Genomic DNA, 22,812 nt, shown 5'->3' with positions numbered 1-22,812 from the left:
AAGCCCTGGGCAACCTGCCCAAGTGCCTGTCGCAAAAGGATTTTGTCCGCAGAAAACAAAACACGGCACACCGTTGCCGATGTGCCGTGTCAGGGATTGGGTTTACCGGAATCGCCCGGGTTGCCGGTGATCGGGCAACCCGATGCTTCCATCAAGGCTTGTTCGTCTCGAACAGATCCATGATCTGCTGCTTCTCGCTCGACGTCACGCCAGGCGGCGTCATGCCGCCCGGCCCCATGCTGCCGGTCGCGCCGCTGGCGTCGCTGGCCGCACCTGCGGGCACGCCCGAATCCATGCCGATCGAGGCAACAAAGCCCGCTCCCGGCGTCACATCCGAGTAGTAAAGCTCGCCGCCGATCGTGGTGATACCGGCCGGCATCGGCGGCTCGGACTGCGGAATGTTGCGCAGCGCCTGGCTCATGTAGTTGACCCAGATTGGCAGAGCGAGCTGCGCACCGAATTCGCGGCTGCCAAGGCTCTTGGGCTGGTCGTAACCCATCCACGCCACCGCGACCAGGTTGCGCTGATAGCCGGCGAACCAGCCGTCGTGCGCGTCGTTGGTCGTACCGGTCTTGCCTTGCAGGTCGTCGCGGTGCAGCACGTTGGTGCCAGCGCCCGTGCCTGCCGTCGCCACCGAATGCAGCAGGCTGTTCATGATGTAGGCATTGCGCGGCGTGAGCGTCTGCGGCGCGTTCTGGCCCGCGACCAACGGCTGCGCGCGCGACACCGGCTGACCGTGCGCATCGTCCACTTCGGCGATCAGATACGGATTGATGCGATAGCCGCCGTTGGCGAACACGCTATACGCGCCCGCCGACTGCAGCGGCGTGACCAGACCCGCGCCGAGCGCCATCGGCAGATACGGCGGCGTCTTGTCGGCGTCGAAGCCAAAACGTTGCGTCACGTAGTCCTGCGCGTACTTGGTGCCGATATACGACAGGATGCGGATCGACACGAGATTCTTCGACTTCTGCAGCGCGAGGCGCATCGGCATCGGACCGTCGGGCTGGTCGTCGTCCTTCGGCTCCCACGCGTCACCGCCAGGCGAGCTGGGCGGGAAGTACAGCGGCGCATCGTTGATGATGGTCGCCGGTCCCAGACCCTTTTCGAGCGACGCCGAATAGATGAACGGCTTGAAGCTCGAACCCGGCTGACGCCAGGCTTGCGTCACGTGGTTGAACTTGTTCTTGTTGAAGTCGAAGCCGCCGATCAGCGCGCGGATCGCGCCGTCCTGCGGCGTGAGAGAAACAAGCGCGCCTTCCACCTGCGGCAACTGCGTGATCTGCCAGTTGTTCTTCTCGTCGGCGATCAGGCGCACGATCGAACCCGGGCGAATCTTGAGCGCCTGCGAGGCGCGCGTGGACAGTCCGGGCGCCGCGAAGCGCAGGCCCTCGCCCGTGATGCTGACCGAGGTGCCGTCGAGCAGCTGCGCCGTAACCGACTTCGGCCCCGCTTCGGTGACCACGGCCGAGACGATGTCGCCGTTGTCCGGGTGATCGGTGAGCGCATCGTCGATCGCCTGGTCGCGGTCGTCACCGGCTTGCGGCAGTTGCACGAAGCCTTCCGGGCCGCGATAGCCGTGACGGCGTTCATAGTCCATCACGCCCTTGCGCACGGCGGCGTAGGCAGCGTTCTGATCGGCCGAATCGATGGTCGTGGTGACCGTCAGGCCGCGCGTATAGGTTTCGTCCTTGTACTGCGCGTACATCATCTGCCGCACCATTTCCGCAACGTACTCCGCGTGCACGCTGTATTCGGTGCCGGCGGTGCGCGTGCGCAGCGGCTCCTTCACGGCTTCGGCGTATTGGTCCTGGGTGATGTAACCGAGATCGAGCATGCGCTTGAGGATGTACTGCTGGCGAATCTTCGCGCGCTTCGGATTGACGATCGGGTTATACGCGGACGGCGCTTTCGGCAGGCCCGCGAGCATCGCCGCCTCGGCGAGCGTGATGTCCTTCAGATCCTTGCCGAAGTACACGCGCGCCGCCGCCGAGAAACCATAGGCGCGCTGACCCAGATAGATCTGGTTCATGTACAGCTCAAGGATCTGGTCCTTCGTGAGCGCGCGCTCGATCTTGTAGGCGAGCAGCATTTCGTAGATCTTGCGCGTGTAGGTCTTCTCGCTCGAAAGGAAAAAGTTACGCGCGACCTGCATCGTGATCGTGCTCGCGCCCTGCGACGCGCCGCCGTGCATCAGGTCGGCCACGCCTGCACGCAGGATGCCGACGAAGTCCACGCCGCCGTGCTCATAGAAGCGGTAATCCTCGATCGCGAGGACGGCCTTCTTCTGCACGTCGGGGATATCCTGGAAGCGCACCAGCTGGCGTCGTTCGTCGCCGAACTCGCCGATCATCACGTGATCGGCCGTGTAGATGCGCAGCGGCACCTTCGGCTGATAGTTGGTGAGCGCGTCGAGCGAGGGCAACTGCGGCCCCATGACGACGAGCGCATAGCCAACGATCAGCGCGCCCACCACGGCAAGCGTGGCGAACAGGCCGAAGAAGCCCAGTGCGATCGACGAGAAAATGGAACGCTTGCGCGGGCGCTCGTTGCGCGAACCGGAGCGTGATTCGGAACGCGATTCGTCGTTACGCGGCTGGCGTCCGTTGTTGAAGGAGGGTTCCCGATCGTCGTTCGGGTATTGCGGTGAAGGCGGTCGTTTGATGATAGGCATGACTGGAATGATTGGCGCGTCTCAAGCTGCGCCCCGGCTGCGCGCAATAAAGCACGCATAGATCTGATCATGGCGTCATGGCGCCAATGCGGCGTGGACGGCATCGCACCCCGAGTGCGGTGCCGCGGCGTGACCGGCAACGCCCCCGTCCGGTCACGCGGCGCGTGGGTAAGACGCGCCGTCGCGTGGTCACTCTTTCAGCAACCTTTCGCGCAAAGCCTCTGAAGCGTGCATCTGCGCGAAATGTAACAGCGCATTCTAAATAAATCGCGCGCTGACAGTCGCGCTTTTTTTGTAAGAGTTTCCTGGACTCGGCCCGGGCGCGAGATCGCTTCCGCTTCGTGACTGCAGCTTGCGCCTTCTGCGCTGTTCCGCGGAGAAAATATCGACTCGAAGCCCGACTCGATATCGTAACGCGCGCCCATTATCATCATGCCCGATACATTGTTGCGTGCGTTGAGGCGCCCGCGGGTGCATCTTTGCGTTGCGCAGCGCGTGTGTCGTCTTATGATGGAAAGATTGCTCAACGCCTGCCTACTCTGAGCCGATCATGAACAAGCCCAGCGAACGCATCGTCGTCTTCGTCACGCCCGCCCAGAAGCGTGCGATCTCCGCCACGGCCGACGAACTCGGCATCAGCGTCAGCGAGCTGATGCGGCGCGCTGTGATCGCCTTCAGCGCGACGAGCGATCAGGTGAAGGCCGCGAGCATCGTCGACCGGCTGAACGCACCGCGCGAACCCGATGCGCTTGCCCAGGTGCTGCGCAAGGCGGCAAAGCCGCTGCGTGTGGGACGCGGCGCGGGAATCCGGCCCCCAACGCAGGTGCAGTTGCAGGCGCAGGAAGAATCCGCCGATGCTCCGCAACAGGAACCCGCGCTGAATCACGCCGAACGCGAACTGGCCCAGACTGTCGCCCGCCTTGCTGCCCAAGCGCACGCAGCCGAATGGGTGGAACCGGCGGAACCGGAAGAACGCGCAGCCGATGGTGGGAATTCACATTCCGATACCGTAAGTTTGCGTGAAGGCCCACCCTTGCAACCGCTCAGTAACGCGCCATTCGCGCGTACACAGCGCGTGCGCGACGAGACAGGCGAATCGGATAGCGACGCCGCGCCAGAAGGCGGAAAGTTCGCCTGAGGCCCGAAGCCTGCCGCGGGTATCGGCCAGCGTTCCAGCTTCAGTCGCCGCAGCAGTCTATGCGGGCCTTTAAGTCCCTTTTAAGAGACCCCGTGGTGTAATATCCGCGAGCATTGTGGGCGGGCCAGACGATCGAAACGAAGACGTAAGGTTTTGTCCGCACGGGCAATGCAGGTGACGCAATCGCACACCGTGAGCAATTTTCGATCACGCACCGTCTGGCTCTATTGCAATTGCCCGAAGCGCCCCGATTTTCGCGCTGCATGCGCAGCCCGCACAAAGCGGCGTAAGCTGAGTGCATAACGAATCGCAGTGAATCGCAGCGAATCGCACACGGCAAACGCAGCGCGGCATGAACGCACGTACTGCGGCCTTTATCGATATGAACAAGGCCGATCTCATTACACCGGAGGAATTCCATGTCGCTTTTCGACTCCATCTCCCGCACGGTCAAGGGTCTCCTTAACGACGCGGCCGATTCCGTGCAGGACCCGTCGCGCGACGCGCGCCAGATCGTGCGCGAACTCGACGACAGCATCGGAAAAGCCGAGAACTCGCTCGTCGAGATCCAGGCACAGGTCGCGATGCAGCAAAGCAAGCGCGACGTGGCCGCCGACAAGGCGAAGAAGTACGAGGACGGCGCAAAGCGCGCGCTGCAATCGGGCGACGAAGCACTCGCCCGCGAAGCGCTCGGCGCGCAGTCGACCGCAGAAGCCGAACGCGATGCGCTCGCTGCTGAACTCGCCAAGCTCGAGCCGTCGGTCGATCAGCTCAAGCAGCAGATCGACGACATGCGCTCGCGCCGCAACGATCTGAATGCACGCTCGAACATCCTGCAAGCCAAGCAGCAGATCGCCCAGGCCAAGGACACCGCGGCCACGGCGCTCGGCGGTATTGGCGGCAAGAATCTTGCGCAGGATTTCCAGAAGCTCGAAGACAAGGTGAACCTGTCGAACGCGCGCTCGGATGCCCGCCTGAATTCGGCGGACACCTCCAGCGGCAAGGCACTGGAAGACAAGCTCGCCGCGCTCAACAAGGGCCCGTCGGTGGACGACCGCCTCGAAGCCCTGAAAAAGCAGCTCAATACGCCGGCGCAGTAACGCGCCGCGCGTGACGGATGCGGCGCGGCGCTCTGCTTGCTGCGAGCACCCTGCCGCATCCACGTTACGTATGTCATGGAGACGGGCGACAAGCCGCCCGGCCTGCAACATGAAAAAGTTTCTTGTCGCTGTTTTCGCATCGCTCGCCCTCGTGAGCGGTCTGGCGTTCGCGGTACCGAGCGTGCAGCAGATCGAATCCGCGATGTCGCAAGGCGACTGGCAGCGCGCGGACTCGGGTCTGACCGAAGTTCTGCAGGCGCACCCCGACAATGCCCGCGCGCACTATCTGTACGCGCAGGTGCTCAATCGCGAAGGCCGCTACGCCGACGCGCTCACCCAGGTTGAGCAGGCGAAATCGCTCGATCCGCAGATCCGCTTTACGCAGCCGCAGCGTTTCGCCCAGGTCGAAGCGAAGATCCGTTCGGACGCCACGCGCGCGGGCGCCACGACCCCGAGCCGGACCAGCAATCCGTTCGCGCAGCAGTCGGCTGCCCCCGCCGCGATGGCCGCCGCAGCAGCGCCGCAGCATCACGGTCCCGGCATGGGCATGTGGATCGGCATTGCGATCGTCGTGATCGGCATTGCGCTGGTGCTGCGCTGGACGCTGCGCCGTGCGAAGTCGAATGACGACGCCAAGGCTGGCGACGACCGCCGCGACCAGCTCAAGCGCGCCACCGACCTGCTCACTGCCGTGCGCTCGCTCAAGCTCGACGTGAAGCTCTCGACCGCTACCGGGCACGAAGCGCTCGAAAAGGACGTGGAAGCGTTCGAGGCGCAGTTGCGCAGCGTGGTCGAGAAGCTTTCGGGCAGCAAGAGCCCGGTCGCGCCTTACGAGATCGAAGATCTGGAGCGCCAGTTCGCGAGCCTGAAGGCGCGCGCCGAAGGCCGTCCCGATCCGAACGCACAGGCTGCCGCGCCAGCTTCGTACGGCGGCGACTCGCCCTACGCCCGTGAAGCCGATGCGGCGTTCGGCCGTCAGCCGCAATATCCGCCGCAGTATCCGCCGCAACAGCAACCGCAGGTCATCGTCCAGCAAGGCGGTGGCGGCATGGGTGGCATGGGCGGTCTGCTGACCGGCGTGCTGCTTGGCGAAGCGCTCAATTCGGGCCGGGACCGTGTGGTCGAACGCGACGTGATCGTCGATCGCGACGACGAGCGCCGCCGTGGCGGCAACAACGATGGCGGCGTCGATTACGGCCAGGGCTCGAACGACTGGAACGACAATTCGGGCGGCGGGGTCGATATGGGCAGCAACGACTCGTCCGACGACTGGAATTCCTGAACGTTGCCTTTATTGCCGATCTGTCCAGACGGGCTCCCTCGCGGAGCCCGTTTCGTTTGATCGGCGCAGAAAATATCAAAGCGCTAGATATGGCCACCAACACGGGCACGCCACGTATCGTCATCGTCGGCAGCGGCTTTTCCGGCATCGGCATGGCGATCCAGCTGCGGCGCATGGGGATCGAAACGTTCACGGTCTACGAAGCGGCCGCGAGCCTCGGCGGCACGTGGCGCGACAACGCCTATCCCGGCGCTGCCTGCGATGTTCCCTCGCACCTCTACTCATTTTCCTTCGAGCCAAATCCCGACTGGACGCGCACCTATGCGCCGCAGCGCGAAATCCTCGCGTATCTGGAAGGTTGCGCGCACAAGTACGATGTCGAGCGCTTTATCGCGTGGCGCTCGCGCGTGAGCGCTGCGCGTTTCGACGCGGCGCGCGGCGTGTGGAACATCGAGATCGAGCGTGACGGAGCGACGCAGACGGTCGAAGCCGATCTGCTCATCGCCGCCAACGGGCCGCTTTCTCGCCCCGCGCTCCCCGCCATTGCCGGGCTCGAACGCTTCGAGGGCAAGCTGTTTCATTCCGCGCGCTGGGACCACGATTACGCACTCGAAGGCAAGCGCGTGGCCGTGATAGGCACGGGCGCAAGCGCCATTCAGTTCGTGCCGCGCATCCAGCCGCGCGTGGCGCAGCTCACGATATTCCAGCGCACGCCGCCCTGGATCATGCCGCGCCGCGACCGCGCCATCGATGCGCGCCGGCGCTGGATCTATCGGCATGTTCCCTGCGCGCAGCGCCTCGCGCGTGCGGCGATTTACTGGCAACTCGAATCGCGCGCACTGGGCTTCGTGGTCAATCAACGCCTGCTCAATGCGCCGATGAAATTCGCGCGCAACTATCTCGCGCACAAGGTCAAGGATGCCGCGCTGCGCGCCAAGCTCGCGCCCGACTACGTGCTTGGCTGCAAGCGCGTGCTGCTGTCGAGCGACTATCTGCCGGCGCTCACGCAGAGTAACGTCGCACTGCTGACCGATCCGATCCGCGAGGTCGTTGCCGATGGCATCGTGACCGCCGATGGCGCTCATCTCGTGTTTGACGCGATCGTCTGCGGCACGGGCTTTCAGGTCAACGATGTGGACGCGCCGTTTCACGTCAGCGGTCTGAATGGCGCGGATCTGGGCGAGGCCTGGCGGCGCGACGGCCCGCAGGCGTATCTAGGCGCCAGCGTCGCGGGCTTCCCGAATCTCTTTTTCGTGATCGGACCGAACACCGGCCTCGGCCACAACTCGATGATCTACATGATCGAGTCGCAGATCCGCTATATCGCCGATTGCATCCGCGAACTGCAGCGCCGCGGCGCACGCACGATGAATGTGCGCGCGGAGGTGCAGCGCGCCTACAACGACGAGTTGCAGGCGCAACTGCAACGCACCGTCTGGACCTCGGGCTGTCACAGCTGGTATCAGACGCGCAGCGGCAAGGTCACGTCGCTCTGGCCGGGATTTACGTTCACCTTCCGGCGCAGGACAAAACGCGTGCGCGCGCGCGATTACGAGTTTTCGCGCTAACGCAGCGGCTTGCCCGCAAACACACGCGTCTCGTAAGCAAAGTCCACGCGCCCGTTGTGCTGGGTCGCGTCGAACAATTCGCGCAGCGCCGCGAGCATTGGCTCATAGCGTGGATCGCCCGGCCTGGGCGCGTACGAAGACGATGCGAGCCGCCCGCTCAGCCCATCGAAATCGAGCAACTGCGCGTTCGGAAACACGGTCTTCTGTTCGAAGCCGTCGCCGAACCAGTCGGCCATGGCGGCGTCGGTGGGATAGCTTTCGGCGACGCTCGCGTAGTCTTCGGAAAAGCGCTGGAGCAAAGCCTCGTAGCCCTCCAGAAACGCCGATCCTTTGAGCTTGCGGCTATTCCAGAACAGCACGATCTTGCCGCGCGGTTTGAGGATGCGCGCGAACTCGCGGCGCGCGCCAGCCTTGTCGAACCAGTGGAAGGCCTGTGCAGCGCTCACGAGGTCCACGCTCGCGTCAGGCAAGGTGGTGGCTTCGGCCGTGCCGGCGACGCTGCGGTAAGCCGGATAACCCGCGAGGAAGCGCTCAGCCGCTTCGCGCATCGCGACGTTAGGCTCGACCGCCACGACCGGATGCCCGGCGTCCAGAAAGAGCTTCGACGAAATGCCGGTGCCAGCGCCGATGTCCGCAACGCTCGCGGCGGGCGCCACGCCACATTCGACATGCACGAAGGTCGCGACTTCGCGCGGGTAGGTGGGGCGGTACTTCACGTAGTCTGCAACCCGGTCGGTGAAACGCCGGGTGGAATCGTCGATCATCCTGTGCCCTTGTGTCGTGTCCACGTGCGTCGCTGCGGCCGCTCGAACGCACGCCGTACCTCAAAGCCGTCGCGGCGCGCCCTCGCGAACCCGCCGCACCCCGTAGCCCGCCACTGGCCGTCAGGTGCCGCCCAGCAGCTTGAGCAGTCCCAACAAAAAGCGGCAGACCATGACGATCAGCTCCCAGAGCTGGATCAGTTGCTGCCAGAGCGTAGTAATTGCGCCCTCTTTGAAAATCGTTCCAATCATCGTGTTCCCGCAACGGTCGCTGGCCTGACGAGCCAGAGCCGCGAGCCACATTTGTCCACGATCATAGCGCCTCGTCACCGGGTCACGCTAAAACGCCCGGCCTGGCATCGCACCCTGAATCGACCGAAAAAAGCAAAACGGCGCGTGGGCCGAAGCCCACGCGCCGTCTTCTTGCCCAGCCCGAGGATCGAGCGTCAGACCGCCATCGCCGTACGCTTGCGCTCCGCGCGCTGCATGAAGTAGTTGCCGACGATCACGCCCACCGTCACCACGGCGATAAAGAGCGTCGCGAGCGCATTCATTTCCGGATTCAGGCCCAGGCGCACGCGCGAGAACACCACCAGCGGCAGCGTCGTCGAACCGGGGCCGGAGAGAAACGCCGACAGCACCAGATCGTCGATGGACAGCGTGAACGACAGCAGCCAGCCCGCCGCGAGCGCCTGCGAGATCAGCGGCAGCGTGATCTGGAAGAACACCTTGAACGGCGTCGCGCCCAGATCGAGCGCGGCTTCTTCTAGCGACGGGTTCAGCTCGCGCACGCGCGACTGCACGATGATGGCGACATACGAGATACACAGCATCACGTGGCCGATCCAGATTGTGAACACGCCGCGCCCCGCCGGCCAGCCGAGCAGCTTGCCCATTTCCACGAACAGCAGCAGCAGCGAGATGCCCTGGATCACTTCGGGAATTACCAGCGGCGCGTTGATCATGCCCGTGTAGAGCGTGAAGCCGCGGAAATTCCCCATGCGCGCGAGCACGAAACCCGCCCACGTGCCGATGATCACCGAGGCGAACGCCGTCATCAGCGCGATGCGCAGCGACAGCCACGCGGCGGCGATGAGCTCGTCGTCGGTGGCGAGCGCCTGATACCAGCGCGTCGAGAAACGCGTCCACACCGTCACCAGTTGCGACTCGTTGAACGAGTAGACGATCAGGCTGATGATCGGGATATAGAGGAACGCAAAGCCGATGCCGAGCGCGATGAATTGCAGTACGCGATTCGGTTTCATTTGCCGCGGCCCTCCAGTTCCTTCGCCTGGAAGTGCTGGAACAGCGCCATCGGCACGAGCAGCAGCAGGACCATCGCGCAGGTGACGGCGGAAGCCATCGGCCAGTCGGCGTTATCGAAGAACTCGTTCCACATGACGCGGCCGATCATCAGCGTGTTCGCGCCGCCAAGCAGTTCAGGAATCACGTATTCGCCCACCGCCGGGATGAACACCAGCAGGCAGCCCGCGATGATGCCGTTCTTCGAGAGCGGCAGCGTGATTTCCAGGAACGCGCGCCACGGCTTCGCGCCCAGATCGTAGGCGGCTTCGAGCAGCGTCAGATCCATCTTCACCAGATGCGCGTAGAGCGGCATTACGAGGAACGGCAGATACGAATACACCATGCCGATGTAGACAGCTGTATTGGTGTGATACAGCTCGATCGGCGAATGGATGATGCCGGTCCACACCAGGAAATTGTTCAGCAGTCCATTGTTCTTCAGAATGCCGATCCACGCGTAGACGCGAATCAGGAACGAGGTCCAGAACGGCAGCATCACGGCCATCATCAGCACGTTGCGCGTGGCCGGATTCGAGCGCGCGATGTAGTACGCCATCGGATAGCCGATCGCCAGACACAGCAGCGTCGAAATCGCCGCCACGACCACCGAATTCACATACGTGGCGAAATACAGGCTGTCCTGGAATAGAAACGCGTAATGAGAAAGGTCGAGCGCGACATGCCAGACCCCTTCGCTGAACGACGTGAGTTCCGTGTAGGGCGGAATGCCCAACTGCTGGTCGGCGAAGCTGATCTTCACCACCAGGACGAACGGCACGAGGAAGAACAGCAGCAGCCAGAAGAACGGCCCCGCCACCACGGCGGTACGGCCGGTCAGGTTGAAGCGCTTCGCCGGCCAGTTGAGGATTTTCCTGAACGTGCCCGGGTTGCTGGAGGTGCTGGAAAGCGTCGTGCTCATGACGTCAGCACCACGCCGGCCGAGGCGCTCCAGCGCACGTAGACTTCGTCTTCCCAGGTGGGGGAATCGATTTCCGACAGCGCGAGGCTCGACATGTTGGCGATCACCGTCTTGCCCGAATCGAGCTTGACGTGATAAAGCGAGTAGCCACCCATGTAGGCGATGTTCTTGACCACGCCCTTACCCCAGTTGAAGGTGCCTTCGGGCGGCTTGCGCGTGAGCGAGATGCGCTCCGGGCGCACCGAAATCGTCACAGGCATGCCCAGCGGCCCGGTGATGCCGTGATTCACGTACAGGTGCACGGGCAGATCCGGCGACTCCACGTAGACGTGATCCGGCTCGTCTTCCACCACGTTGCCTTCGAACAGATTGGTCGAGCCGATGAATTCGGCCGAGAAACGGCTGTTCGGGTATTCGTACACTTCATTGGGCGTGCCAAGCTGCACGATCTGGCCTTCGCTCATGACGGCCAGACGCCCCGCCATCGTCATCGCCTCTTCCTGATCGTGCGTGACCATGATGCAGGTGACGCCGACCTTGTCGAGAATGTTGACCAGTTCGATCTGGGTGCGCTGGCGAATCTGCTTGTCGAGCGCCGACATCGGCTCGTCGAGCAGCAGCAGCTTGGGGCGTTTAACGAGCGAGCGCGCCAGTGCGACGCGCTGCTGCTGGCCGCCGGAAAGCTGATGCGGCTTGCGCTTCGCGAAACGCGACATCTGCACCAGTTCGAGCGCATTGGCCACGCGCTCCTTGAGTTCGCCCTTTTTCACGCCTTCCTGGCGCAGCCCGAAGCCGACGTTCGATTCCACCGTCATATGCGGAAACAGTGCATACGACTGGAACATCATGTTGACCGGGCGACGGTACGGCGGCAACGACGCGAGGTCTTCGCCATCGATCAGGATCTTGCCCGACGTGATCGTTTCCAGACCGGCGAGCATGCGCAGCAAGGTGGACTTGCCGCAGCCCGAACTGCCAAGCAGCGCGAACAGCTCGCCCTTCTTCACCGACAGGTTGACGCCCTTGACGGCCGTCGTGTCGCCGAACTTCTTGACGACATCGACGACCTGCACGAAGTTGTCCGCGGCTGGATCGCTCGCGGCAAAGCCCGAAGGCAGCGCGACGGCTGCGGCCGGCACACTCGACTGGTCACTCATGATTCTCTCTGCCCTGCCTTTCTGACTTGATACCTGGACGGGGTTGACGAACAAAGCCCCCGGTAGGTGCCGAGGGCTTGGGGTAAAACGCGAAACGTAATCGTGGCTACGCGGGCGGCCGCGTCAGCGGCCCGACTTGAACTCGGTCCACAGACGCGTCTGCAGGCGCTGGATTTCCGGCGGCAGCGGCTTGAGCAGGAACAGCGTCTTGAGCGTTTCCGGCGACGGATACACGGCCGGATCGTTCGCAATGTCCTTGTTCACGTACTTGCGCGCTTCCGCGTTGGCGCTCGGGTAGTACACGGCGTTGGTGATCGCGGCGTGGACCTGCGGCGTCTCGATGTAGTTGATCCACTGGTGCGCGGCATCCTTGTGCTGCGCATCTTTCGGGATGGTCATCACGTCGAACCAGATCGGTGCGCCGCCCTTCGGAATGTAATACTCGATGTGATAAGGCTTCTTCGCCTCGATCGCGCGATGCTTGGCGATCACGACGTCGCCCGACCAGCCGTAGGCGAAGCAGACATCGCCGCCGACCATATCGTTGATATAGCCCGACGAATTGAACTGCGTGATGTACGGACGGATCTTCTTCATCATCGCCAGCGCGGCGCGATAGTCTTCCGGATTCGTCGAGAGCGGGTCACGGCCAATGTAGTGCAGCGCGGCGGCGAAGAACTGGTCCGGCGCGTCGAGCACGGACACGCCGCAGGCCTTCAGCTTCGAGATGTTCTCGGGCTTGAAGAGGACGTCCCAGTTGTCGAGCGGCACGTTCTTGCCGAGGATCTGCTGCGCCTTTTCGACGTTGTAGGCCAGGCCCGTCGTGCCGTAAGCCCAGGGCACCGCGAACTTGTTGCCCGGATCCGCGCCGGCGACCAGCGCCATCAGTTGCGGATCGAGATACTTGAAGTTGGGGATCTTCGACTTGTCGAGCGGCGAGAAGATGCCGGCGGCGATCTGCTTGCCTGCGTAATTGGTGGTCGGCACGACGATGTCGTAGCCCGAATTGCCCGCGAGCAGCTTGGCCTGGAGCGTATCGTCGCTATCGTAGTTGTCGTACTTGACCGTGACGCCGGTCTGCTTCTGGAAGTTCGGAATCGTGTCTTTGGCGATGTAATCGGACCAGTTGTAGACGTTCAGTTGCGTATCTTTCGCCACCGACGCGACCCACGGCGACGCACACAGTGCAAGCACAGCCAGTTTCGCCCAAACCCGTTTCTTCATCCCGTTCACCGTTCTTAGATCTTTGTTTGCCGCGTACCGCCATCCAGGCGGCATGTGCGCCGCCCGAGGCGGCCCCCAGAATTTACCGAACCTACCATCAATCGCGCCAGGCGACAAAAAAGAACACCAGCATGTCGCGCAAACGGAACAGGCCCCGCGCTGCCGACTCGCAGGCGGGTGGCAGGCGGTTAAATCGCGCGCAATTTTAGCCGTTTGAGCGTCCCTGTCCACAAAAAAAACCGTCCGTGCGACATTCGCGCGACGCTGGCTGCCCGCCCCCGCGCATGGCTGATCCGGATCGCATCGGAGGCCGCGCGGTGCAGGCTGCGGCAGGGCCGGCAGTCACCCTTCCCGCTGGTAAGAAAATCCTTGCCATTCCAACTGGATGGGCAACAAAAGCCGCCGTCCGCGAATCGGTTAACATAGCGGGGTTTTCCGCACGGCCGGCGCGCCATTTTCGCCCCGGCCATCCCGCCCCAAGATATATCGATGGCCTCCAATCTCCACGACCTTCCCGACAGCCCCTGCATCGGCGTGTGCTCCACGCTTTTCGACGACATCTGCAAAGGCTGCGGCCGCACCGCGATCGAAGTCTCCAACTGGGTGTTCCTGAGCGACGAGGAAAAGCGCGCCATCTGGACCCGCATCGAGCGCGAAGGCACCGCCATGCGCTTTCAGCCGAAAAACGCCTGACACTTCAGGCCAAAAAAAACGCCGGACTTTGCCGGCGTTCGATTTTGCTTCTACTGAGGTTCTCTGACGCACGCGGCGCTCAGAACTTCATGCCGACGCCAACACCCACGATGATCGGGTCGATATAGAGCGTGCCCAGCGACGATCCGTTGAGCGACGCGCCCGTGCGCATCCAGATTTTCTTGATGTCCGCGTTCACGAATACATTCTTCGCCACCTGGTAATCGACGCCGAATTGCAACGCCGGCCCGAAACTATGGTTGTCGACCGAAATCGGCTGGCCGCCCGCATGCAGACCGTTGTTGTAGAACAGCGTGTAGTTGATGCCCGCGCCCACGTACGGACGGAACACGCCGGCGTTGTTGAAGTGGTACTGCAGCAGCAGCGTAGGCGGCAGCACGCCAACGCCGCCCAGCGCGCCAAGGCTCGACGTGACCTGATGGCGCGAAGTGCCCAGAATCAGCTCGGCGCCGATGTTGTTCGTCACCATGTAGGTGAAGTCCAGCTCGGGCACGATGGCGTTATTGACGTCGGCCTTGAGCGTGGTGAGCGCGCCGCTGGTGCCCACCTGCGGCATGATGCTGATCGCGCGCAGGCGCACGAGCCAGTCGCCTGCATAGATCCCCGTGTCGGGCGTGGCGGCTTGCGCGGCCGAAGCGGCGAAGGCCGCGCCAATTGCGAGTACGGCCGCGGCCGCGATGGTCTTGATCTGGATTTTCATGGTGATTGCCCCTGTTGTTCCCGCGGTGATTCGCAAGACCTGAGAATTTTCCAGGGCAAGGGCTATCACTTTTTTGATTCGAATCAGTTGAGCGCAAACGCCGCGCGATGTGCGACCGCAGGTCGCGCAGAACCCGTCAAAAGCAGCTCCAAAAGGTCCCTCACCGGGCGGATGGCGTTGCCAAAAGGCAACGCTTCACGGCCGCGGAAAAAGAGCCCGTTCGACACTTCGCCGCGCAAGGCAGCGGCAAGACGGGTGTCGATGCAGAAATGCCCGAACTTTTCGATGCCGTCGCGCAGACCGCATACGGAAAGACATTCGAGTCCCGTCGGGCAGGCGTTCTTGACCTGACCAATCTTCGTGCGGATACGCGATTCGTTGCGCAGGTAACGATCGAGCCACGGCGTTCTCACGGCACGCGCGGGCAAGCCCGTCACGCTCACGAATTCAACAATGTCTTCAGGCTTCGCGTCGACAAGCACCCGCTTGAAGTTGGGATGCGCATCGCCCTCTTCCGTCACCGCGAACGGCGTGCCCACCTGGACGCCGTTTGCGCCGGCCTGCAGCCAGTGACGCACGGCTTCATGACTGTTGATGCCGCCGCCCACGATCAGCGGCACGTCGGCGCGCGTGATGCCGAGCGTGGCGTACACGCCGTCCAACTCCTCGAAAATGCGCTCGAAGCCGAAGCGCTCGTTGCTCATATCGGCGAGATCGGTCACGCCGAGATGGCCTCCCGCATGCGCCGGATGCTCGATCACCACGGCATCGGGCAGACGGCCCTTCTTCATCCACTTCTTGAGGATGAGCGACACGCCGCGCGCGTCGGAAAGGATCGGGATCAACGCGATATCCACGCCTGCGGTGAGGTCGGGCAGATCGAGCGGCAATCCCGCCCCCATGACGATGGCATCCGCGCCATGCTCGCAGGCTGTGCGCACGTAATCGGCATGCGCGTTGACGGCCTTCATGACGTTCACGGCGATCATGCCGTTGCCCGCGGCCAGCCTGCGCGCGGCTTCAATCTCGCGGCCCAGCGCGACGAGATTGGCGTGAGCGAGCGTTTCATGGCGCGGATCGGCGCGGCATTGCTCGATGAGATCGGCGTGGTGATGGCGCAGGTCGATGCTGGCGATGGTGCCGACCGCACCCTCGCGCGCAACGCTGCCCGCAAGCCGGTGCGCGGAAATGCCGACGCCCATGCCGCCTTGCACGATGGGCAGCAGCTGACGGCCACGAAGTTGGAGCGGCGCAAATGAATGATCAGGAAACATGATGACCTGCTTAGCGTTGTCGATGACAAAACACTAATGGTCGCGCGCACCCCAATCTCGGCATTGATGAAAATCAAATGCAAATGCGGGAGCCACAAGTGACTCCCGCATCAATGACTTACATCAATATGTCGCACCGGGACATTTGCCAGGCGCGACAGTTTGACGATCTCGGTGACCCGCTCAGGCTTTCGGCACCTTGAACTGCATCGACTTGTATTCGAGGTATTCCTCAAGCCCATAAACGCCGTTTTCACGGCCGTGGCCCGACTGCTTGTAGCCGCCGAACGGCGCGGCCATGTTCCATGCGCCGCCGTTGATGTCGATCTGGCCCGTGCGGATGCGCCGCGCCACGCGCATGGCGCGCTCGTCGCTGCCGGCCCAGACTGCGCCGCCCAGACCATAGAGCGAATCGTTGGCGATCGCCACGGCGTCGTCCTCGTCCTTTGCCGTGAGGATCGTGAGCACCGGGCCGAAGATTTCCTCCTGGGCGATGGCCGCGTCGCGCGGCACGCGGCCAAACACGGTCGGCTTCACGAAGAAGCCCCTGGTCAGCCCTTCGGGCATGCCTGCGCCGCCCGTGACGAGTTCCGCGCCATCGGCAATGCCACGCTCGATGTAGTGCCGAACACGCTCCTGCTGCGCCTTCGAGGCGAGCGGGCCGAGCTTCGCCTTTTCGTCGCGCGGATCAGCGACCGTGTAGGCTTCGGCCGCGGCCTTCGCCAGTTCGCGCGCTTCCTCGTAGCGCGATTCCGGTACGATCATGCGCGTATGCGCCGAGCAGGTTTGCCCCGAGTTCAGGAAGCAGGCGCCCACGGTGCCCTTCACTGCAGCGGCGAAATCCGCGTCGTCGAGCACGACCGAGGCCGATTTACCGCCCAGTTCCAGCGACACGCGCTTGACGCTAGCCGACGCCACTTCCGAAACGCGCTTGCCCGCGCGCGTCGAGCCCGTAAACGAGACCATATCGACTTCGGGATGGCGCGCCATCAATTCGCCGACGACCGGGCCGTAGCCGCTCACGAGATTGAACACGCCTGCGGGCAGGCCCGCTTCGTGGATCGCTTCGGCCAGTACGAAGGCGTTGAGCGGCGCGATCTCGGACGGCTTGAGCACCACCGTGCAGCCCGCGGCCAGCGCAGCAGCGACCTTGAGCGTGATCTGGTTGAGCGGATAGTTCCACGGCGTGATCGCGGCCACGACGCCCACTGGTTCGCGCACGACGAGCGAATTGCCGACGCGCTCCTCGTACTGGAATTCGTTCGCGAGCTTCGCGTACGCGGCCCAGTTGTAGACCGGGCCGCCCACCTGGATCGCGCGCGCGAGCTTGAGCGGCATGCCCACTTCACCCGCGATCAATTGCGCGAGTTCGTCGGTGCGGGCCTTGAGCTTGTCGGCGATCTTTTGCAGATACGCGCCGCGTTCGGCGGCGGGAGTGGTGGACCAGGCGTCGAAGGCGGCGCGCGCGGCGGCGATGGCGGCTTCGGCATCGGCATCGACGCCTTCAGGGATGCGGCCCATGATGGCCTCGGTGCCCGAGTCGATCACGTCGATCGTACCTTTGCCTTGCGGCGCGACCCACTGGCCGTTGATGTAGAGCTGGTCGAACTGTTTCATGCGCGGTGCTCCTGTCTCCATGTGTGTTTGGCAGTGTCCTGCATTCTAGCTTGCTTGACGCATACGGAAAGGCCAGCCGGGCTCTGCATGCGGTTTCGCCAACTTCTCCCGTGGCGTCCCGTCATATATCGCGGCTATTATCAGGAGATTAATGCAGAAAACTGATACAGGGGAAAATATGGAAGAGGTGAGAATAAATCACGAAGCGCGCTCAGCAATCGACGAAGACAAAGCAGACTCAGTTTTTGACGAAGACGGGAAAATCAGGATTGGTTTCGTAGTTCGCGGTTGGGCAAGCGAAGCCTTGCCGTTGGCCGTCCCGTCTTTACTTCTTGGCATCCTTACGCATGCCGGCAACTCAAAATGGCATCAGTGGATTTCCGATTCCATAAACGAAAAGTACGCGCCGAGTACGTCGTTGCTTATCCTCACGTACTCATTGTTCGCAATTTTGGCCACCCTGCCCATCACAGCGATTCTGAATAAACGCTCGAAAGACCACAGCAACGCAACGCGCTTTGTCGAATGGATGGTGTTTAAACCCCTTTTCATCGCGACGAAATACATGATCATCACGGTCGTCGCTGCCTTCTGCTTCGACGTTGGGCGCGGTGTGGTGACAGTGCAATATATTCTGGGCATGCTGCTGACGCTTGCCTATATCGCACTCATCTATGGCTATGTTATCGGCGCCGCCTATTTTTCATGCGTCAGAGTCTGGCGCAATGGCGGCCCAAAGAAGAAAGGCGACCGCTGGATTTTTTGGGTAACGTATTTGTTCATAACCGCTGTCACAGCGGTCGGCTTCGTCTGCGATTACGTTGTGCAGACGACATGCGCTATCTGCCAGTCACTGCATTTCTTTCACGAAAACACCTTGGGTTTCTCCATCACCGGAGGTGTCATGCTGTGTATCGGCTTCGCCCTCATTCAGTGGCAATCGCGCAAATGACGCAAGCGTGGACTGCATAAGGTCCCGCTGCGTGACGATCCCCCCAAACAAAACGGGCGACGCATCACGCGTCGCCCGTTTTCATTTCAAGCTGCCATTGGTTTCAGCAGCGGTTTCAGCAGCCGGATCTCAATGCAAGCCCTGGCTCGCCAGGAAGTCCTCATAGTTGCCGCTGTAGTCGTTGATCGTGCCATCGGTTTTCACTTCGATGATGCGATTGGCCAGACCGTTCACGAATTCACGGTCGTGCGAGACGAAAATCAGCGTGCCTTCGAACTTCTCAAGCGCGATCTGCAGCGACTCGATCGATTCCATGTCCATGTGGTTGGTCGGCTCGTCCATCATCAGCACGTTGTGGCGGCCCAGCATCAGCTTGCCCCAGATCATGCGGCCCTTCTCGCCACCCGAGAGCACCTTGACCGACTTGCGGATATCGTCCGCATTGAACAGCAGACGGCCCAGTGTGCCGCGCACGGATTGCTCGTCGTCGCCTTCCTGGCGGTACTGGTCGATCCACTCCATCAGCGTGACGTCGGCGGGGAATTCTTCGTACGTATCCTGCGGCATGTAGCCGATGCTGGCGTTTTCCGCCCACTTCACCGTGCCGCTATCGACAGCGACATTGCCCAGCAGCGAACGCAGCAGCGTGGTCTTGCCCGCGCCGTTCTCGCCGATGATGGCGATGCGCTCGCCCGGCTGCACGCTGATGGAGAATTTGTTGAAGATGCGGCGCTCGTACGTCTTCGTGATCTCTTCCGCGACCACGACGATGTTGTGCAGTTTCTTCTCGAATTCGAAGCGGATAAACGGGTTCTGACGCGACGAGGGCTTGAAGTCCTCGATCTTGATCTTGTCGATCATCTTCAGACGGCTGGTCGCCTGACGCGCCTTCGACTTGTTCGCCGAGAAGCGGCGCACGAAGTCCTGCAGATCGGCCACGCGCTCCTTCGCCTTCTGGTTGGCGGCCTGCTGACGCTCGCGCGCCTGCGTCGACGCCAGCATGTAGTCGTCGTAGTTGCCCGGCCAGACCTTCAGCGTGCCGTAGTCCATGTCCGCCATGTGCGTGCAGACCTGGTTCAGGAAGTGTCGATCGTGGGAAATGATGATCATGGTCGAGTTGTACTCGTTCAGAACATCTTCCAGCCAACGGATCGAGTTGATGTCGAGGTTGTTGGTCGGTTCGTCGAGCAGGAGCACGTCCGGCTTCGAGAACAGCGCCTGCGCCAGCAGCACGCGCAGCTTCCAGCCCGGCGCCACGCCGCTCATCGGGCCATTGTGGAATTCCGTGCCGATGCCGATGCCGAGCAGCAGTTCGCCCGCGCGCGCTTCAGCCGTATAGCCGTCGTACTCGGCGAACTTGGCTTCGAGTTCGGCGGCGTGCATGTAGTCGTCGTCGGTGGCTTCGGGGTTCGCGTAGATCGCGTCGCGCTCGCTCATGGCGGCCCACATTTCGGTGTGGCCCATCATGACGACGTCGAGCACGCGCACGTCTTCATAGGCGAACTGATCCTGGCGCAGCTTGCCCAGGCGCACGTTCGGTTCGAGGATGACGTTGCCCGAGCTTTGCTCAAGGTCGCCGCCCAGGATCTTCATGAACGTGGACTTGCCGCAACCGTTCGCGCCGATCAGGCCATAGCGGTTGCCTTCGCCGAATTTGACCGAGATATTCTCGAACAAGGGCTTCGGCCCGAATTGCATGGTGATGTTGGCGGTAGAGAGCACAGCGCGTCCCGGTAAGTAGATCGACGAAAAACCTGTAATTTTAGCAGGTTATGCCAGTTCGCGCGCGTCTGCCAGAGTGAAGGCATGCCAGGCGCGCGCCGTCGAAGTTACCGGAAATTCGTGGCAGATTCGTGCAGGCGTACCACCTCAGCCCTGTCGCGGCGTTTGCAGCACGTCGACGAAACCGGACAGGTCGGCCTGATCGAGCCCCATCGCCGCGCCCAGCCGCAGGATCTGCTGGACCGTCCCCGCCACGGGCATCGGCGTGCCGGTCTGCTGCGCGGCGGCAGCCACCGTATCGACGTCCTTCTGGAACGTTTTCAGCGCGCCGATCGGTGCGAGGCCTGCCTGCGTCATGCGCGGCACGAAGGTGCGCAGGAGCGTCGAATCGGCCCAGCCGCCCGCGAGCGCTTCAGGCAGCTTCGCGGCGTCGATGCCGCTGCGGCGCGCGAGACCCACCGCCTCGGCAATGGCGGCGACCGTCGCCGTAACGATGGCCTGATTGCAGAGCTTGGTGGTCTGGCCCGCGCCCGCCGCGCCCATGTGGGTGACGCGCGCCGAATATGCCGCGAGGATCGGCGCGACGGCCGCCACGTCTTCGGCCTCGCCGCCCGCCATGACCGCAAGCGTGCCCGCCTGCGCCCCGGCCACGCCGCCCGACACCGGCGCGTCGACCCATCCGACGCCCAGCGCGGCCGCGCGCGCGGCCAGCTCGCGTGTGAGTTCCGGCGCAATGCTCGAATGATCGACGATGCGGCGCACGCGCCTGATGCCCGTGCCCGTGCCCGTGCCGCTTAGCAAGCCGTGCTCGCCGAACACAGTCTGCTCGACGGCCGCGCCGTCGGCGACGCACAGCAGCACCACATCGGCGCGCTGCGCCAGCGCTGCCGGCGCATCCACCACCTGCGCGCCGTCGGACACCAGCGCATCGGCCTTCGCACGCGAGCGATTCCACACGTGGACGGCGTGACCAGCGCCGAGCAAATGGCGAATCATCGGCGCGCCCATCAAACCCGGCCCGCAAAATCCCAGTTCCTGCTTCTGCATTGTCTTTGTCTCCTGCTTCATGTCTTCGACGGCATCGTCCGCTGCGCGCCCCGCTTGCAGGCACGTGCAATGCGGTTTGCGATGGACCGTTTGCACGAGGCGCCATGATACCCGCCGACGCCCTCCGCGCAGCTCACCCACACGCGCGCTGGCGCACGGCAACTTGTTACCTATACTCGTTTGACGTGCCTCTGGAACGTCCTGCGCGCCCCGCCCCCCTTGGAGGAGACTTTTGTCATGAGCGACCACGTCTACAAACAAATCGAACTCACGGGTTCATCGACGGTTTCAAGCGACGAAGCGATCCGTTGCGCCATCGCGCGCGCGTCGAAAACGCTGCGTCATCTGCATTGGTTCGAAGTCACCGAGACACGCGGCCTGATCGAAGACGACAAGGTCATGCACTGGCAGGTAACGATCAAGGTCGGCTTGCGGATCGACGAATAAGTTGCGACGAGTAAAAACGGCTGCGCGCGCCAGAGAGGCATCGCGCAGCCGCGCGGCGCTGCGTTGATGTTGCGAAACCCCCGCTTACTTCGGCAGCGAGCCGTCCACGCCTTCGACGTACCAGTTCAGGCGCTGCAGTTCGGCGTCGCTCAGCGTCTTGCCGGCCGGAATCTTGACTGCGCCCGTCTGATCCTTGATCGGGCCTGTGAACACGTCCCACTTGCCGACTGCGATGGCTTCGCGCTTTGCGGCCACGGCCTTTTGCGCATCGGCGGACAGCGCGGCGGTATTCACATCGCCAAGATCGACGGCCTTTTGCGCAATGCCCCACCAGACCGGATCGTTTTTCCACTTGCCGTCGAGCACCTGCTGGATCGCGGCCGTGTAATAGACGCCCCAGTTCGCTTCAACCGAACCCAGGTGCGCGTCCGGGCCGAACTTCTTCATGTTCGAATCCCAGCCGAACGCATGCACGTGTTTCTCTTCGGCGGTCGCGAGCGTGGCGCTCGAATCGGTGTTCTGCAGCAGCACGTCCGCGCCCTGCCCGATCAGCGTTTCGGCGGCCTGCTTTTCCTTGCCCGGATCGAACCAGCTGTTGATCCAGATAACCTTGGTGTGAACCTTGGGATTCACCGAGCGCGCGCCCAGCGTGTATGCATTGATGTTGCGCACGACCTCGGGAATCGGCACGGAAGCGACAAAGCCTAGCGTGTTCGTCCTGGTCGCATAGCCCGCCGCGACGCCCGCGAGATACGCGCCCTGGTACATGCGCACGTCATAGGTGCCGAAGTTCGGCGCCTTCTTGTAACCGGTCGCGTGCAGGAACACCGTGTCCGGAAAGTCCTTCGCGACCTTTAGTTCGAAGTCCTGATAACCAAAGCTCGAGCCGAAGATGATCTTGTTGCCCTTGCTGGCGAGATCGCGGAACACGCGCTCCGAGTCCGCCGATTCCGGCACGTTTTCCACGCGCGTGATCTTGATCTTGCTGCCCAACTTCTGCTCGGCGGCCTTCGAGCCCTGATCGTGCGCGTAGGTCCAGCCGGCATCGCCCGGATTGCCGAGATAGACGAACGCAACGCCCGGCGTAGCGACGCCCGGCGCCTCAGCGGCCTGTGCCGCTGGCGCGAGCGCCGCCGCGCCGCAGGTGGCGGCGACGGCGAAGGCGGTCAGGATGGTTTTTTTCATTGTGATCTCCGATGTGGATAGAGAAC

Annotated in this window: 20 protein-coding genes; 7 read left to right on the top strand and 13 right to left on the bottom strand. The window is 62.9% G+C overall.

Features of this window, described 5'->3' with window-relative positions:
- Window positions 1-151: 151 nt before the first annotated feature.
- Window positions 152-2,674: a penicillin-binding protein 1A gene (locus F4827_RS07200; protein ID WP_183723223.1), complete on the bottom strand. Its 2,523-nt coding sequence runs from the start codon at window positions 2,672-2,674 to the stop codon at window positions 152-154.
- Window positions 2,675-3,224: 550 nt separating this feature from the next.
- On the opposite strand from F4827_RS07200, the gene F4827_RS07195 reads away from it, so the two are divergent.
- From F4827_RS07195 to F4827_RS07180, 4 genes are all read left to right on the top strand, one after another.
- The gene (locus tag F4827_RS07195) at window positions 3,225-3,812 is read left to right on the top strand and encodes a plasmid mobilization protein (protein ID WP_183723221.1); all 588 of its coding nucleotides are present in this window, start codon (window positions 3,225-3,227) and stop codon (window positions 3,810-3,812) included.
- 419 nt (window positions 3,813-4,231) lie between these two features.
- Complete coding sequence (locus F4827_RS07190; RefSeq protein ID WP_183723219.1) at window positions 4,232-4,912, top strand: PspA/IM30 family protein; 681 nt, start codon at window positions 4,232-4,234, stop codon at window positions 4,910-4,912.
- Between the two features lie 109 nt (window positions 4,913-5,021).
- Window positions 5,022-6,194 carry a lipopolysaccharide assembly protein LapB gene (locus tag F4827_RS07185; protein ID WP_183723217.1) on the top strand — a complete coding sequence of 391 codons (1,173 nt, stop codon included), beginning with the start codon at window positions 5,022-5,024 and terminating at the stop codon, window positions 6,192-6,194.
- Between the two features lie 89 nt (window positions 6,195-6,283).
- Complete coding sequence (locus F4827_RS07180) at window positions 6,284-7,762, top strand: NAD(P)/FAD-dependent oxidoreductase (RefSeq protein ID WP_183723215.1); 1,479 nt, start codon at window positions 6,284-6,286, stop codon at window positions 7,760-7,762.
- On the opposite strand, the gene F4827_RS07175 is transcribed toward F4827_RS07180, so the two are convergent.
- The 6 genes from F4827_RS07175 to F4827_RS07155 form a co-directional block, all read right to left on the bottom strand.
- A complete protein-coding gene (locus F4827_RS07175; RefSeq protein WP_311672778.1) occupies window positions 7,759-8,550 on the bottom strand; it encodes a class I SAM-dependent methyltransferase in 792 nt (263 codons plus the stop codon). The genes F4827_RS07180 and F4827_RS07175 overlap by 4 nt on opposite strands.
- A gap of 96 nt (window positions 8,551-8,646) precedes the next feature.
- Complete coding sequence (locus F4827_RS35135; RefSeq protein WP_260175015.1) at window positions 8,647-8,775, bottom strand: hypothetical protein; 129 nt, start codon at window positions 8,773-8,775, stop codon at window positions 8,647-8,649.
- A 194-nt stretch (window positions 8,776-8,969) separates the two neighbouring features.
- Window positions 8,970-9,788, bottom strand: a complete 819-nt coding sequence (locus tag F4827_RS07170; protein ID WP_183723213.1) for an ABC transporter permease subunit — start codon at window positions 9,786-9,788, stop codon at window positions 8,970-8,972.
- Window positions 9,785-10,747, bottom strand: a complete 963-nt coding sequence (locus F4827_RS07165) for an ABC transporter permease subunit (protein WP_183723211.1) — start codon at window positions 10,745-10,747, stop codon at window positions 9,785-9,787. Before F4827_RS07165 ends, F4827_RS07170 begins: the two co-directional genes overlap by 4 nt.
- Window positions 10,744-11,904: a polyamine ABC transporter ATP-binding protein gene (locus tag F4827_RS07160; RefSeq protein ID WP_183723209.1), complete on the bottom strand. Its 1,161-nt coding sequence runs from the start codon at window positions 11,902-11,904 to the stop codon at window positions 10,744-10,746. Before F4827_RS07160 ends, F4827_RS07165 begins: the two co-directional genes overlap by 4 nt.
- A 123-nt stretch (window positions 11,905-12,027) precedes the next feature.
- Window positions 12,028-13,128, bottom strand: a complete 1,101-nt coding sequence (locus tag F4827_RS07155; protein ID WP_183723207.1) for a polyamine ABC transporter substrate-binding protein — start codon at window positions 13,126-13,128, stop codon at window positions 12,028-12,030.
- A gap of 489 nt (window positions 13,129-13,617) precedes the next feature.
- On the opposite strand from F4827_RS07155, the gene F4827_RS07150 reads away from it, so the two are divergent.
- On the top strand, window positions 13,618-13,821 hold the full coding sequence (locus tag F4827_RS07150) for a DUF1289 domain-containing protein (RefSeq protein ID WP_167055714.1): 204 nt from the start codon (window positions 13,618-13,620) through the stop codon (window positions 13,819-13,821).
- Between the two features lie 79 nt (window positions 13,822-13,900).
- Here the strand turns inward: F4827_RS07150 and F4827_RS07145 are convergent, their stop codons facing one another.
- The 3 genes from F4827_RS07145 to F4827_RS07135 all read right to left on the bottom strand — a co-directional run bounded on the left by F4827_RS07145 (window position 13,901) and on the right by F4827_RS07135 (window position 17,433).
- Window positions 13,901-14,542, bottom strand: a complete 642-nt coding sequence (locus F4827_RS07145) for an OmpW family protein (protein WP_183723205.1) — start codon at window positions 14,540-14,542, stop codon at window positions 13,901-13,903.
- Between the two features lie 83 nt (window positions 14,543-14,625).
- Window positions 14,626-15,816: a nitronate monooxygenase family protein gene (locus F4827_RS07140; protein ID WP_183723203.1), complete on the bottom strand. Its 1,191-nt coding sequence runs from the start codon at window positions 15,814-15,816 to the stop codon at window positions 14,626-14,628.
- Window positions 15,817-15,999: 183 nt separating this feature from the next.
- Complete coding sequence (locus F4827_RS07135) at window positions 16,000-17,433, bottom strand: aldehyde dehydrogenase family protein (protein ID WP_183723201.1); 1,434 nt, start codon at window positions 17,431-17,433, stop codon at window positions 16,000-16,002.
- Between the two features lie 151 nt (window positions 17,434-17,584).
- On the opposite strand from F4827_RS07135, the gene F4827_RS07130 reads away from it, so the two are divergent.
- The gene (locus F4827_RS07130; protein ID WP_183723199.1) at window positions 17,585-18,385 is read left to right on the top strand and encodes a hypothetical protein; all 801 of its coding nucleotides are present in this window, start codon (window positions 17,585-17,587) and stop codon (window positions 18,383-18,385) included.
- A gap of 129 nt (window positions 18,386-18,514) precedes the next feature.
- Here F4827_RS07130 and F4827_RS07125 read toward each other — a convergent pair whose 3' ends face one another.
- Both F4827_RS07125 and F4827_RS07120 read right to left on the bottom strand, forming a co-directional pair.
- Window positions 18,515-20,107 (bottom strand): ABC-F family ATPase, encoded by a 1,593-nt coding sequence (locus F4827_RS07125; protein ID WP_183723197.1) that lies wholly within the window; start codon window positions 20,105-20,107, stop codon window positions 18,515-18,517.
- Between the two features lie 147 nt (window positions 20,108-20,254).
- The gene (locus F4827_RS07120) at window positions 20,255-21,154 is read right to left on the bottom strand and encodes an NAD(P)-dependent oxidoreductase (protein WP_260175014.1); all 900 of its coding nucleotides are present in this window, start codon (window positions 21,152-21,154) and stop codon (window positions 20,255-20,257) included.
- Window positions 21,155-21,391: 237 nt separating this feature from the next.
- On the opposite strand from F4827_RS07120, the gene F4827_RS07115 reads away from it, so the two are divergent.
- Window positions 21,392-21,601, top strand: coding sequence for a dodecin (locus F4827_RS07115; RefSeq protein WP_183723193.1), 210 nt, complete (start codon window positions 21,392-21,394; stop codon window positions 21,599-21,601).
- 84 nt (window positions 21,602-21,685) lie between these two features.
- On the opposite strand, the gene F4827_RS07110 is transcribed toward F4827_RS07115, so the two are convergent.
- Window positions 21,686-22,786 (bottom strand): BMP family ABC transporter substrate-binding protein, encoded by a 1,101-nt coding sequence (locus F4827_RS07110; protein ID WP_183723191.1) that lies wholly within the window; start codon window positions 22,784-22,786, stop codon window positions 21,686-21,688.
- Window positions 22,787-22,812 lie beyond the last annotated feature (26 nt).

Source organism: Paraburkholderia bannensis (assembly GCF_014200455.1).
Lineage (GTDB): Bacteria > Pseudomonadota > Gammaproteobacteria > Burkholderiales > Burkholderiaceae > Paraburkholderia > Paraburkholderia bannensis_A.
This window is presented reverse-complemented; position numbering and strand designations above follow the sequence as displayed.

Bases quoted from the DNA above. Each gene is read 5' to 3' on its own strand.
- F4827_RS07135 (WP_183723201.1), bottom strand. From the start codon at position 17,433: ATGAAACAGTTCGACCAGCTCTACATCAACGGCCAGTGGGTCGCGCCG.
- F4827_RS07155 (WP_183723207.1), bottom strand. From the start codon at position 13,128: ATGAAGAAACGGGTTTGGGCGAAACTGGCTGTGCTTGCACTGTGTGCG.
- F4827_RS07150 (WP_167055714.1), top strand. From the start codon at position 13,618: ATGGCCTCCAATCTCCACGACCTTCCCGACAGCCCCTGCATCGGCGTG.
- F4827_RS07195 (WP_183723221.1), top strand. From the start codon at position 3,225: ATGAACAAGCCCAGCGAACGCATCGTCGTCTTCGTCACGCCCGCCCAG.
- F4827_RS07170 (WP_183723213.1), bottom strand. From the start codon at position 9,788: ATGAAACCGAATCGCGTACTGCAATTCATCGCGCTCGGCATCGGCTTT.
- F4827_RS07160 (WP_183723209.1), bottom strand. From the start codon at position 11,904: ATGAGTGACCAGTCGAGTGTGCCGGCCGCAGCCGTCGCGCTGCCTTCG.
- F4827_RS07185 (WP_183723217.1), top strand. From the start codon at position 5,022: ATGAAAAAGTTTCTTGTCGCTGTTTTCGCATCGCTCGCCCTCGTGAGC.
- F4827_RS07110 (WP_183723191.1), bottom strand. From the start codon at position 22,786: ATGAAAAAAACCATCCTGACCGCCTTCGCCGTCGCCGCCACCTGCGGC.
- F4827_RS07140 (WP_183723203.1), bottom strand. From the start codon at position 15,816: ATGTTTCCTGATCATTCATTTGCGCCGCTCCAACTTCGTGGCCGTCAG.
- F4827_RS07165 (WP_183723211.1), bottom strand. From the start codon at position 10,747: ATGAGCACGACGCTTTCCAGCACCTCCAGCAACCCGGGCACGTTCAGG.
- F4827_RS07200 (WP_183723223.1), bottom strand. From the start codon at position 2,674: ATGCCTATCATCAAACGACCGCCTTCACCGCAATACCCGAACGACGAT.
- F4827_RS07180 (WP_183723215.1), top strand. From the start codon at position 6,284: ATGGCCACCAACACGGGCACGCCACGTATCGTCATCGTCGGCAGCGGC.
- F4827_RS35135 (WP_260175015.1), bottom strand. From the start codon at position 8,775: ATGATTGGAACGATTTTCAAAGAGGGCGCAATTACTACGCTCTGGCAG.
- F4827_RS07190 (WP_183723219.1), top strand. From the start codon at position 4,232: ATGTCGCTTTTCGACTCCATCTCCCGCACGGTCAAGGGTCTCCTTAAC.
- F4827_RS07120 (WP_260175014.1), bottom strand. From the start codon at position 21,154: ATGCAGAAGCAGGAACTGGGATTTTGCGGGCCGGGTTTGATGGGCGCG.
- F4827_RS07130 (WP_183723199.1), top strand. From the start codon at position 17,585: ATGCAGAAAACTGATACAGGGGAAAATATGGAAGAGGTGAGAATAAAT.
- F4827_RS07145 (WP_183723205.1), bottom strand. From the start codon at position 14,542: ATGAAAATCCAGATCAAGACCATCGCGGCCGCGGCCGTACTCGCAATT.
- F4827_RS07115 (WP_183723193.1), top strand. From the start codon at position 21,392: ATGAGCGACCACGTCTACAAACAAATCGAACTCACGGGTTCATCGACG.